The following is a 12,729-nucleotide window of genomic DNA, read 5'->3' on the forward strand; positions in this document are numbered from 1 at the left end:
GCATCTAAGTGGGAAACACGCCGCAAGACGAGTGCTCTCACAGCGTCAGGCTGGTAAGCCCCCCGGGAGATGACCGGGAGCAGCGGCCGGAGCTGGAGGCGGGGCGACCCGTAGAGGCGACCGGTGCGCAGGGGCGAGGGCTTCCCTCCGTCGTGACGAACGCGGGGCTAGACGGGAGAACTATCGCGTGAGGGGTGAAGGGACGACCGGGGTTGTCCCTTCAGCCACTGGGTGTGTGCAACGCGCGGCGGACCCACCCCGTCCCATCCCGAACCGGGTCGTGAAACGTCGCAGCGCCGATCCTACTGGCGGCAAACCGCTGGGAACCTAGGTCCACGCACCCCCCAACCGAAATCCACGCGAGGGCAGTCGCACGACTGCCCTCGTGGTGTGTTTGGGAAGGGTAGGGACAAGCCACCCGCAAGCGTCATGGCCGGTACGGCGGATTGTGCCAGGCTCTGTGGTTTGTGGTTTCTGTGGTAAACGCTATCACCTTTGTTAGTGCCCACCGGCTCATTACATAACCCAAGCACGCTTCGTATGTCGATCCGAGTAGATCTAGCCTGAGCACGCATTAGAGTATAGGTGTCATTGCGCTTTTGTTTTTGCGGCTACGAAGTGGGAAGTTTCTCGGCGTTTCAGAGCGTGTCATTATTCTCTTTCCTATTAAGGGCATGGCGGGGATACGGTAGTTTCTGCACTCTCGGTAGGGAGACTTACCACACTTATTGACACCTCCCGTTCAACTGTGGTATCATCGATGACGCAGCGTGTTATAACTTCACTATGAGGCGGGGCAGCACATGCGCTGGATCGGATGGTCTCTGGCAGGGGCGAGTGTAGCAGCGGCATCTGTCTTTACTGCTCGTCGTACATTATTAGCGCGCTTGCTCGGTTTGCGCCCTGCCGAACATCGTGTGACCGTGACCCGCGATGTGCCTATTCGTATGCCCGATGGGGTAGTGCTCTACGCCGATCACTATGCACCGCAAACCGGTGGCCCATATCCGACCATCCTCATCCGCACGCCGTATGGTCGCCCCAGTGAGCTAGGACCATTAGGGGTTTTTGAGCATACCGGCTGTCTACTTTTTGCCGAACGTGGTTACAACGTTATCGTGCAGAGTGTGCGCGGGCGTTATCGTTCGGGAGGTGTCTTTGAGCCGTTTGTTAACGAAGCAGCGGATGGGCGAGCTACTGTGGCTTGGATCGCCGAACAGCCGTGGTTTGAAGGAAACCTTGGCTTGTGGGGACCAAGTTACGTGGGATATGTTCAGTGGGGTCCGGCCATCGATGGTCCTCCCTATCTTAAAGCGATTGTGCCGGTGGTGACAAGCGCACGCTTTTCTTCCCTCTTTTACCCTGGTGGCGCCTTCGCGTTCGAGTCAACGCTGCGTTGGGTCTTTTTGATCGATGCGACTAATCGCCACCGTCAGTCCTTGAATCTGGCAGCGTTATGGCGGTTAATAGTGTTGCGCGAACGGATTTTGACTCGTGCATTGCGTCATCAACCTTACGCCGATGCTGATCGGATCGCTACCGGTGCGTCCGTTCCCTTTTTTCAACGTTGGCTGAACGAGACTGATCCACACGGTTCGTATTGGTCACAGGTTGATCAACATCGTGCTTTGCACCGGATCAATGCCGCGGTACATTTGGTGGCCGGTTGGTACGACATCTTTTTGCCCGGTCAGTTGGCCGATTACACGGCGCTGGTTGCTGCCGGTAAGCGCCCATACCTTACCGTGTTGCCCCGGACTCACACCGATCTGGCGCTCGTCTTTGAAGGGATGCGCGAGGGGTTGTGGTGGTTTGATGCCCATCTGAAGGGGCGCCGTGAGCTGCTCGCCCGTCGTCCGGTACGAATTGCGTTGATGGGGAGCAACGAGTGGCACGAGATGGATTTTTGGCCACCACCGGCAGTAATGACGCGCTATTTTTTGCAGCCTGCAGGTCGATTGACCCGTGAGATGCCGCCTGCCGATTGTGTCCCCAGCGTGTTTCGGTATCATCTCGCCGATCCTACACCTGCCATCGGGGGGGCAGTGTTGAGTGCAAAGGCCGGCCCACGCGATCAGCGTCCGCTTGAATCTCGTTCAGATGTTTTAACCTTTACCAGTGCTCCGTTGGCGAACGATCTTGATGTGATCGGGCCGATTCGTCTCTGTCTCTACGTATGTAGTGAACATGAGCATTTTGATCTTGTCGGTCGACTCTGTGATGTCTATCCCGATGGGCGGAGTATCAATATTTGTGACGGTATTGTGCGGGTACGGCCCGATGTAGGTGAAGTGCAGCCCGATGGTTCACGTCGGATCGAGATAGATCTGACGGCGACGGCTCAGCGCTTTCGTGTCGGTCATCGTCTGCGTGTGCAAGTTGCCGGTGGTGGCAGTCCACGGTGGGGGCCGCACCCCGGAGATGATCGTCCGTATGGGCAGGGATGCGGGGGGCCGATTTTGCTCCATCGGATTTGTCACGATGCCAACCACCCGTCGGCAATCATTTTGCCGGTGGTTGATGCCGCTGTGCGTTGGGCTGCATAGCTCACACAGGTTATTGGCAGTGGGCAGTGCCGAATCTTGGTGTGGAGTTTGGTAAATCGCACAGCCGTACCAGGGGAAGGTGGTGCCGTAGCGGTTGGAATGGGGCAAGTTAACTGTCGCACTCCAGATCGCATCGTGGTGTCGGTTAGGTTTCCGTATCTATTACAGCAAAGGAGCAGCACGACAATGGAGTACGAACACAGTCCAGAGATCAAGATGTTGCGCCAGACGGTGCGTGAGTTCGTTGACAAAGAGATCCGGCCTATCGCACGCGCTATTGATGAAGAGGAGCGTGTTCCCTTCGAGACACTGAAGAAAGCGGCTGAACTTGGCCTGCTTGGGGTACCGTTTCCCGAACGCTACGGTGGTCTCGATCTGGGCATTACCGGCTACTGTGTGTTGATGGAAGAGCTAAACCGAGCTTGCGCCAGCCATGCGACGATCATCGGGGCACATGCCCAGTTGGCTGCAATGAGTATTTATTTGGGCGGTAATGAGCAGCAAAAGGAGACCTATCTGCGGGCGTTGATCGAAGGCCGGATGTGGGGAGCTTGGGCATTAACCGAGCCAAATGCCGGCTCAGATGCGGCTCATATTCAGACCAGCGCCGAGCGGCGTGGCGATGAATGGGTTCTTAATGGGCAAAAGATGTGGATTACCAACGGAAGCTTCGCCGATGTGATCGTCGTGTTTGCCGTGACCGATAAGAATCTCGGTGCGCGCGGTGGGATTACCGCGTTCATTGTCGAGAAGACGATGCCCGGCTTCCGTGTTGGCAAAATTGAAGATAAGATGGGCTTGCGCGCTTCCCATACTGCCAGCCTCTACTTCGAGGACTGCCGGGTGCCGGCGGAAAATGTGTTGGGGCAAGTAGGGATGGGCTTTCCACTGGCGATGCGAACGCTCGACATTGGTCGTTGCGGTCTGGGTGCGAGTAGTATCGGCTCGGCCAAAGAGGCATTTGAACTGAGCCGTAAGTACATGATCACGCGCCACCAATTTGGTCGGCCCATTGCCGAGTTTCAGGCGCTACAGTTCAAGCTGGCCGATATGGCGGTGAAGCTCTATACCATGGAACAGATCGTCTACGATTGCGCCCGTCGTGTTGATGCCGGTCAGCAGGCGACACTCGAGAGCAGTATTGTCAAGTATTACTGCACCGAGATGGCGAGTCAGATTATCGATGAAGCGATCCAGATCCACGGTGGCATGGGCTTCTCGCGCGAATTGCCATTGGAGCGCATGTATCGCGACGCACGTGTAACGCGTATTTTCGAGGGTACGAACGAGATTCAGAAACACGTGATCGCCAGTGAATTGTTGAAACAGGTTGGATACAAAATCCGGTTATATTAATAACTGTCTCCCATCCCTCGATCAAGGCACCGCACAGTTGTGCGGTGCCTTACTTTACAGCGCTGTGATACCGATGATCATCGCTCGCGTGGATCGAGCGCATCGCGTAAGCCATCACCAAGGAAGGTAAACGAGAGCATTAGCCCCGCAATGAGGATCACCGGGAAACTCAGCAACCACGGTCCCGACGACAAATTGTTGTATCCCTCGGTCAGCATTACCCCTAGACTCGTCGGAAACGGATTGTCAGGATCGAGCGAGGGGCGCATTCCCACACCGAGAATAGTCAGCACTGCTTCCGCACTGATCAGGGCTGGAATACTGAACGATGTGGCGACAATAATGGGAGCCAGTGTATTCGGCAAAATATGTCGCCACAGGATCGTGGCGGTGGGAACCCCGATGGCCCGTGCCGCTTCGATAAACTCCTTCTCTTTCAGTGACAACACTTGTCCGCGCACGAGGCGGGCAATTCCCGTCCAACTCACCAGCGAGACGGCGATAAAGATGAGGAGTAGGCCATTAAATGTTCGGCCCAACCATGTTTCGCGGAAAGCGGTCGAGAGTGCAATGATGAAGAGTAAATCGGGAAATGAAGCAACGATCTCGGTAAAACGCATCAGCAGGTTATCGAGCCAGCTACCGGCAAATCCTGAGATCAAACCGATAGTGACACCGATCAGTAAAATTGCCACTTGTGGCACAATGCCGACGATGAGTGACACGCGGATAGCGTACATAAGGCGGGATAACACATCGCGGCCAAGTGTGTCGGTGCCGAGGAGGTGTTCAGGAACGCCCATGCGGTCCGGATTATCGGTTATCCACGCAGGTGGACGCAGGCTATTATTCGGGATTTGTTGCACCGGATTATACGGCGCCAACCAGGGTGCGGCTACTGCTACTATCACATACAGGATAATGACCACCAACCCAACCATGGCGGCCCGATTGCGTCGCAGCCGACGCAATGCGTCTGACCACAGACTGCGTGGTTTGGTATGCAGTGCTTGTAGATCAATCGGATTAGTCAAGGTGTTTGCCGGTGAGGTCACGGCTAGTCCTCACTACTATTTATAACTAATACGCGGGTCGAGAATCCCATACGCAATATCAACGAGCAAATTAGCAATTCCCAAGAAGAAGACGTAAATTAATGAACCGGCCATAATCATCGAATAATCGCGTTTGCCAATTGCATCAACAAAAGTGCGACCCATACCGGGTACTTGAAAGATCGTCTCCACAAAGAGGGTACCGGTAATCAGGCCGGCCAGCGCCGGCCCCAGAACGGTCACGACCGGTAGTAACGAGTTCTTCAACATATGTCGCCAGACAATGACCTGGCCGGATAGTCCTTTCGCTTGGGCGGTGCGAATATAATCTTGCCGTTTCACTTCAAGGACGCTCGCACGGGTTAAGCGAGCAATAAAGGCCATACTTGTCGAGCCGAGGGCTACGGTTGGTAAAATCCACGGCTTCACAGGATCGTTCCAGTCAGGGATGACGGTAAACCAGTTCAGGATAACGGCAAAAACGATGACGAGTATCAGACTAGTAATGAGCGTGCCAAGGGCAACAAAAATAGTTGAAGACAGTGATAAGAGATAATCAAGCCATGTATTTTGGCGCAAAGCAGCCAAAATGCCGAGAGGAATACCAAACACGACGGCGAAGATTAATGCTTGAATACCGAGGCGCGCTGAATAATAAAACTTACTAGGACGATTTGCCGTGCCCTCAAACAATTCCTGCTGTACGGTACGCGCTCCACGTGATGAATAGGTCGGGCCGAGGTTGCCGGCAATCGCGCCCCACTGAATCTTCCATTCACCAGTTTTGGGGTCGGGCACCACATCAAAAAACATATAGCGAGTAAATTGTCGCCAGAACGGTAAATCCATACCAAATCGTTCGCGCAAAATTGCCTCAACGCGCGGTGACAGTTGCCGGCGTTCGGGTTGGGTATCGAAGGGGCCGCCCGGTGTGAGTTTCGCAATCCCAAAGGTAATGAAGCCGACAATCACTAATACCGGAATATTCCACAGAACGCGCCGAATAATGTAAGCAGTCATAGTGGGTTAGTTTCGTGGGATATTGGGATAAACCGATAGATACCTTCAATAGGTCTTCTGGACAGTAGCTTGGGAGGGGCGGGTATCTTTCCCGCCCCTTGCTATGTCTAAGGCTGGACATCAACGTTTGGTAGGTTGAAGAAGCCGAGCCAGTAGTCGATTGGGGTGATCGTATCTGGCGTTACCCCCTTAACATACGGCTTCACCAACACCGGACCGCTATTGTTCATCATGAAGACAACCGGTGCATCTTCTACCAGAATCTTCTGCGCTTGGGCGTAGAGTTCGGCACGGCGGACCGGATCTTGCTCGACGTCTGCCTGCCGTACCAACTCATCGAGTTGTGGGTTCGAGTAGTTGACGCGAGCGCTAAGCAGACCATTAGTCTGGAAGAGCGAGATCCAGTTTTGCGGATCGGGGTAGTCGGCGCACCAGCCGAGTGAGAACATTTGCGGCGGATTGTCTTTAGTAGCCGCAGCAAAAGCTGTGGGATCGATTGGATCAAGAATCACATCGATACCGAGGTTCTGCTTAAACTGGTTCGCCACCCACTCGAAGCGGGCATTGTTGCGGGCCGTACCCGAATAAGTCAGCTTGATTTCCGGTAGTCCTTCGCCGTTCGGATAGCCGGCCTCGGCCAAGGTCTGCTTCGCCTTTTCAGGGTTGAGCTCCCATAGCTTCAGATCAGGTTGGTAGCCGGGGAAGCCGGGTGGGATAAAGCTATACGTGGGGGTTCCTAAACCTTGGAAAACATCACGCACGTAAGCCTCACGGTCGAGGGCTTGGGCAAAGGCTTGTCGCACCAGCTTGTTGTCGAACGGCGGCTTGGCGAGGTTGAAGCCGAAGTAGAAAGTGCAGGAGCCGGGAACATCAATCGTTTGCTTGCTTAGAACAGGATCAGACTTGACGGTTGCGAGGTCTTCGGCACCAACACCAAGCATGTCAATCTCGCCGTTCTGGTAAGCTTGGAACGCCACCTGACCATCGGTGATCATGTAGTACTCGACTCGCTTAAGCTTGACCGGCCCGAGTGGTCCGACGTAGTTGGGATTGGGTTCCCAGATCGCTTTGCTGTCATGTTCCCACTCTTTCAGAACAAAGGGACCATTTCCAACATAGTTTTCGGGGTAGTACCACCAGTCATCACCCTTTGCCACATCCTCTTCGCGTACTGGGGCGCCGATCCAGAGTGCAGCCATGCTAAGGAAGTAGGGCGCCGGCGCAACTAGTTCGATCTGGAGCGTGTAATCGTCAATTGCCTTGACCCCAAAATCGTTGCGGAGCTGCTCGAGATCGAGCTTCATCACCTCTTCCATCGACAAGCCTTGGCAGGCAGCAGCGCTGTATTCACTGTAGCCTTTAATAATGCCGCAGGGCAGCGACTGATACTCACCTGCCGTTTCCGGATCGGCCAGCCGTTTCCAGGCATACTCGAAATTGCGGGCAGTGACCGGTGTGCCGTCGCTATACTTGCCATCGCGGCGCAGAGTGAAGGTGTAGACAGTACCATCTGCCGAAACATCGACTTTTTCGGCAGCAGCCGGAATCGGGTTCATATCGAGATCAAACGTCATCAGGGCTTGATAGGCCATCATGATGAACTGGATCTCGTTGACAAAGCTGGCCTTCTGTGGATCGATATTGTCCGGCTCAGAACCGGTAACGAGCCGCAATACACCTGGTTGAGCAGTACCGGTGGTGACCGGTGCCGTCGTAGGTTGTGCGGCGGGCGCCGTTGTGGGTTGTGCGGCGGGCGCCGTTGTGGGTTGTACGGCGGGTGCACTAGTTGGCTCGGCGCTCGGTGTCGAACCGCCGGTACATGCTGCCAAGATGGGCAACAGTAATCCAAACAGTAGCGTGAGCGCGAGTGAGTGACGCCAGCGCGTGAAGTTCATCGCGACACTCCTTGTTGTATCTGTTAGCGAGGACACGATCAAACCGGGGAGAAACCAAATATGGATTTATGTGAGGATAGATTCTATGACTGCTATGGAGAGCAGTATCGGGCAAGTGTCGGTAAACTGACCTCCTTTCTAAATCATGCAACGCAGCATCCGATGTGTGGAAAATTCCCCGGTTGATGGCGGAATCGTAGCATGAGCAAAGATCATTGTCAAGGCAACTAATTGAGACAGGTGGCAGGGTTGTGGTTACGAAGCTAACACGGCAACAGCCGCAATGATGAAGAAGATCTGCGCGCCTAACGAAAAACTCTGCCAGAGGCGTGCAGCTAAGGCACTGCGTCGGTAGACGATGAGACCGCCGATTAAGTTGAAAAGGGCAATGAACGTGGCGGCTATTGGTAAGAAAAAGATCCGAAAGCGAGGGGCGAGTTCAGCCGAGGCGCCAATCTGATCACCACGCCATTCGATCTGCAACGGGAGTGAGGGATACATCACGGCGATCACTCCGAAGAGCAGCAGGTTGAGAAGCAAAGTACCAATCAGGATCTGGCGGTTAATCGGGTCGGCCCAGAAGTCGTAGACCAAAAAGCGGGCAACGTCAATTCCCGGTGTCAGCGACTGAATATGGCCTAACCGTCGTCGTTGTTCAAGTTCTTGGATAAAACCGGTTGGGTCGTGTGGCGAGATAGCGTAGGCTTCGCTACCCGCATACACGACTAGCGATTCGGCCAATGGGCGTGTCGTAAAACGATGAATGACAGTACCGTCAATCGCCGTTACACGGCCGTGATAATAGCCAATACTGGCAAGCGCCGTGCGCCAACCGCCGATAGCCAATGCCCCTTGCTCGATACGATCGATGAGGTTGAGTGGGATAACCGCTCGACTTCCTAGCCACTGGATGTATAAACCATTGCGGTCGATGGTGTAGCGAAGCGTGAGCGCAGCCGCAGTCCGATAAAGTAAGACACCGGCGATAATAATCAAGCTTAACGCCAGCACTGCTTGAAGGTACAGCCAACCATCAATCGGCCAGAATTCGGGAGGCCCGACGAGGACTGTGCTCAGGTGGAAGATCAACCTGCCGGCCACCGCCAGACTCAGCGTGGCGAGTATGAGACCAAGCCAGCGGCGGGTTGTACGGATGGGACGCCATTGTTGCATAGCGCGTAATCTAGTGAGTCAAGGTGGTTTGTGAGGTGCGCCGGAGTACTCATCCCCGGCGCACCGGCGAGGTTACGGTGTTGCGGTAGCAGTTGGTGTTGCCGTTGGTTCTGGCATCGTTTCCGGCGTTATTACAATCGTCGGCGCCAACGTCGGTGTTGGGAAGGGCGTCGGTGGGCCGGGTAGGTACGTTGGAACCGGCGTCGGGACCGACTCCGTTGGAACGAGTGTTGGTGTTGGCGTTGGTTCAGGGAAGCGTCGAATATCGGCTCTTGCCCGCTGTTCGGCGATCCATTCATCAAAAGCTTTCGTCCGCGCCTCTCGTAGCTGGTCGGCTTCAGATGGAACGATTCGGTTGGTTACTTCAAGGATATGCCAACCGAACTGCGTGCGCACCGGATCGCTGATCTGGTTGACCGGTAAAGCGAAAGCGGCTGCGACCAGTTCTGGTGGGTATGTGGCACCATTGTCGGCAAAGCCATTGCGATCGAAGGCACCAATGTCGCCACCATTATCACGTGAACCGGGATCGTCGGAATGTTCCGCGGCCAGCGCCGCAAAATCGGCGCCGTTGCGTAATTGGGTGACTAGCTCTTGCGCAGTGGGTAAGGCAGCAGCGAAAGCAGCTTCAATCTGTTCAGGTGTTGCTTCTGTCGGTGGTGTCACCGCGATCAAAATTTGTCGTGCCGTTACTCGTTCTGGCTCGGTACTGTACGTAAAACCATCTTCAGGCACGAGCTGAGCTTGAATCCGTTCGGTGAGAAGGCGGTCGCGGTACTGTTCCATCATTGCCATACGGAACTCTTCCTTGCTCAACTCCGGCTTTGTCTCGGTAACGATCAATTCAAGCTCGTAGCGACGGTAGATCTCGTCAATAATCTGATCGAACTGCACTCGTGCCTCTTCCGGCAGTGGTGTCGGTTCGGGGGTATTCGTTGGAATCGGCGTTGGCGAAGGCTCCGGCGTTAGTGTTGGACCACCGGGTGTTGGCGATGGAGTGGCCGTTGGTTCAGAAGTGGCCGTCGCCGAGGGATCGACGGTTGGTACCGGCGTCGCGTTGGCGTCAGGAGTTGGAGTGGGTTCAGGGAGCGCAGGGAGGAAGATAAATGCCAGATCGGCGACGGCTGTTTGCATTATTTCGTCATCGCTGATCGTAATCCCAAATTCAGTACTAGCACGTTGTTTGATCTGGCGATCGATCCATTCCGAAACCGTTTGTTCATTGATTTCGGCACGGCGCAAGGCACGGATCTGCTGGTCGATCACAATGCTACGGCCCTGAAATTGCTGAGCAATTTGGGGATTGTTACCAAACAGATCGAGCAGTTGAAAATTTTGGGAGATTTGGCGGGCGTAAGCAAGCCGTTGTTCACGCCAGTAATCGCTGCGCGTAAGCGTGCTGGAGCCAATTTGTGCTACCGGTCGGCTTGGGATCCAAACCTGTTCGTACATAACGCCGATTACTACGGCGAGCAATGCGATCGCTAATGCACTCGCCGTAGCAATAATCACAATACGCTGACGGCGTTCTTCTTCAAGACGGCGGCGCGATGGACGGCGCGGCGCAGGGGATTGGGCCGGCGTTGGCGCGCTCCGGGGCGACTTCGGTGTTTGTGACATAAGCTAAAACGGAATATCATCATCGCCGATATCTGGCGGCGGTTCACGACGTGGTGGGCGCGGTGGATCGTCAGATCGCGACTCACGTGATTCGAGCAAGATTATATCTTGGGCAATGACTTCGACTCGTGAGCGTTGTTGTCCACTCTGAGCGTCTTCCCATGTGCGTGTTTGCAAGCGACCCTCGATATAAACCCGCGCTCCACGACTAAGGTATTGATGACAGATTTCGGCTAATCGATTCCAAGCCACAACGTGAAACCATTCGGTTTCCTCGTGCAGATGACCATTCGGATCTCGCCACTGGCGGCTGGTAGCTACCCGAAATGTGGCAACCGGGGTACCGGCGGCGGTGTAACGAAATTCTGGGTCGGCGCCAAGGCGACCAATGATCGATACCTTATTTAAGTCTCGCGCCATGGCTTACTCCAATCCAACTGTGTGCCGCCGGCAACGTTTATCCAGTCGTACAGTGGCTGTTGGGCGAATGAGGACGAGTAACTGGTTTACTCGTCACTCAGCGCTGGTTCTGCTTCTGCCGCTGACTCTTCTGGCTCGATCGGTGCAGCTTGTGTCGTCGCATTCTCGACTAATACCAGCAAGTGACGCAGGATGTTATCGTTCAAGCGAATAGCACGGTCAAGCTCGGCGACTTTGGATGCATTGAGGGTGAGGGTAAAGAAGACGTAATACCCTTCAGTGAATTTACGCCGGCTCGCTTCACCAACGACGTACTCGCGGATCGGGTAAGCAAATTTGCGCCGACCCCACGGTGACGATTGGCTTACCGTATTGACCTGCCCACCGAGTTGCTCGACCGTCTGCTTAATCCGGTCGATGTTGGCGGTAATGCCCTCTTCGTTGGCATACAACGGGTTAATAATGATGACAAGCTCGTACTCTCGACGACGATCGCGCACACTATCCTCCTCTGGTGATGTTTCGCTCGTTGCTCGTCCGGTGCGCGTTCCGGGCGTAACGTCGAAACAGAAAGACTATCGGGAGCGTGTTCCATGGTACGCTCCCACGTGACATCACGAGATTATACCATAACCTCGTACCTAGGGATGCAGTGCTTGCCACGCTTCTGGGGTGTCGGCGTCGATAATAATAGCCGGATCGTTGGTTTGATACCAGATAATCTGGTCGGTGTAGCGTTGGAAGACGGTGCGTGCGCCGGTGTCGCCTTGGAGCGTTTGTAATTCAGCAAAGAGTGGTGCGCCGACAATGACCGGGTTGCCGCGTTGGCCTTGATACATTGGAACGAGCGCAAGAGCTGTAGGTGTAGCCCGATAGGCAGCGATAAGATCGTTGATGAGACGGCTGGTGACGAGAGGTTGATCGACGAGCAAGATCATCGCTGCCGTTGTGTCGGAGGGTAAAGCGCGGAGACCGGCTGCGAGTGATGTACTGATTCCTGCAGCGTAGGCCGGATTGGAGACAATCGTTACCGGTAGATCGCGTAGCGCAGCTTGTACATGTTCGCCGGCTGCACCGATCACTACGGTTAGTCCATCGAGTTGACTGTTGAGCGCTTCGTGAGCGATGTGGGCAACCAATGGCCGGTTTTTCCACAGTAATAACTGTTTCGGTTGCCCCATCCGTGACGATTGGCCGGCAGCAAGCAAGAGACCGACGATCTTCATCACAAGACCTCCACTGCAATGTTGCGTCACATGTTTCAAATCGCGTCGGCCACCGATGATCCCGGCTTGTGATCTTACAAGCGGCTTGTCGCTAACACGTGACTAAATCGGCGCCGGCAGCTCCACGCGCTTGGACAGTTGGCTCAGCCGGCAGGTCAAATTGCTACACAGAGACGAACAGTGTTGGTGTGAACCTGTAAGATCAGAGCGGCACGGTCGTGGTATAGATACGGTAGGTCGTGTCGGCTAAAAATGAATGTTTCACCGGCGTGTAGCACATCGTGGAGCCGAAAACTATCACCGATTTCAACCATCATGTACCGATACAACCGTGCTGCATTGCGCACCAAGTTGTGCGGATCGGCACGTACCGCATAGATGAGTGTATCAACGCCCGGTGAGTGGCGGAACGAACATG

The 12,729-nt window shown here is 54.8% G+C and carries 11 protein-coding genes and 2 rRNA genes; 4 read left to right on the plus strand and 9 right to left on the minus strand.

The genetic code is table 11. The features are described 5' to 3' along the window. The 4 genes from AC01ZF_RS07815 to AC01ZF_RS07830 form a co-directional block, all read left to right on the plus strand. Positions 1-149: ribosomal RNA gene (locus tag AC01ZF_RS07815) — 23S ribosomal RNA — on the plus strand; the annotation flags it as partial. An 80-nt stretch (positions 150-229) separates the two neighbouring features. Continuing rightward, positions 230-344: ribosomal RNA gene (gene rrf / locus AC01ZF_RS07820) — 5S ribosomal RNA — on the plus strand. 459 nt (positions 345-803) lie between these two features. Further along, complete coding sequence (locus AC01ZF_RS07825) at positions 804-2,546, plus strand: CocE/NonD family hydrolase (protein ID WP_424675895.1); 1,743 nt, start codon at positions 804-806, stop codon at positions 2,544-2,546. A gap of 186 nt (positions 2,547-2,732) precedes the next feature. Continuing rightward, positions 2,733-3,902, plus strand: a complete 1,170-nt coding sequence (locus tag AC01ZF_RS07830) for an acyl-CoA dehydrogenase family protein (RefSeq protein WP_287905781.1) — start codon at positions 2,733-2,735, stop codon at positions 3,900-3,902. 77 nt (positions 3,903-3,979) lie between these two features. Here AC01ZF_RS07830 and AC01ZF_RS07835 read toward each other — a convergent pair whose 3' ends face one another. The 9 genes from AC01ZF_RS07835 to AC01ZF_RS07875 form a co-directional block, all read right to left on the minus strand. Continuing rightward, positions 3,980-4,957 carry an ABC transporter permease gene (locus AC01ZF_RS07835; protein WP_424675897.1) on the minus strand — a complete coding sequence of 326 codons (978 nt, stop codon included), beginning with the start codon at positions 4,955-4,957 and terminating at the stop codon, positions 3,980-3,982. Positions 4,958-4,972: 15 nt separating this feature from the next. Next, entirely contained in the window at positions 4,973-5,977 is a 1,005-nt protein-coding gene (locus AC01ZF_RS07840; RefSeq protein ID WP_424675898.1) for an ABC transporter permease, read from the minus strand. Positions 5,978-6,084: 107 nt separating this feature from the next. After that, positions 6,085-7,872, minus strand: a complete 1,788-nt coding sequence (locus AC01ZF_RS07845) for a peptide ABC transporter substrate-binding protein (RefSeq protein WP_476575261.1) — start codon at positions 7,870-7,872, stop codon at positions 6,085-6,087. Positions 7,873-8,127: 255 nt separating this feature from the next. Further along, positions 8,128-9,045 carry a PH domain-containing protein gene (locus tag AC01ZF_RS07850; protein ID WP_424675900.1) on the minus strand — a complete coding sequence of 306 codons (918 nt, stop codon included), beginning with the start codon at positions 9,043-9,045 and terminating at the stop codon, positions 8,128-8,130. Positions 9,046-9,117: 72 nt separating this feature from the next. Further along, a complete protein-coding gene (locus AC01ZF_RS07855) occupies positions 9,118-10,665 on the minus strand; it encodes a peptidylprolyl isomerase (RefSeq protein WP_476575262.1) in 1,548 nt (515 codons plus the stop codon). Positions 10,666-10,668: 3 nt separating this feature from the next. Beyond that, complete coding sequence (locus tag AC01ZF_RS07860; RefSeq protein ID WP_428112520.1) at positions 10,669-11,085, minus strand: single-stranded DNA-binding protein; 417 nt, start codon at positions 11,083-11,085, stop codon at positions 10,669-10,671. 86 nt (positions 11,086-11,171) lie between these two features. Beyond that, a complete protein-coding gene (rpsF, locus tag AC01ZF_RS07865; protein ID WP_424675902.1) occupies positions 11,172-11,585 on the minus strand; it encodes a 30S ribosomal protein S6 in 414 nt (137 codons plus the stop codon). 141 nt (positions 11,586-11,726) lie between these two features. Beyond that, complete coding sequence (locus AC01ZF_RS07870) at positions 11,727-12,311, minus strand: nucleotidyltransferase family protein (protein WP_428112526.1); 585 nt, start codon at positions 12,309-12,311, stop codon at positions 11,727-11,729. Positions 12,312-12,466: 155 nt separating this feature from the next. Beyond that, positions 12,467-12,628, minus strand: a complete 162-nt coding sequence (locus AC01ZF_RS07875; RefSeq protein ID WP_424675903.1) for a hypothetical protein — start codon at positions 12,626-12,628, stop codon at positions 12,467-12,469. Positions 12,629-12,729: the final 101 nt, after the last annotated feature.

Source organism: Chloroflexus sp. (assembly GCF_056331925.1).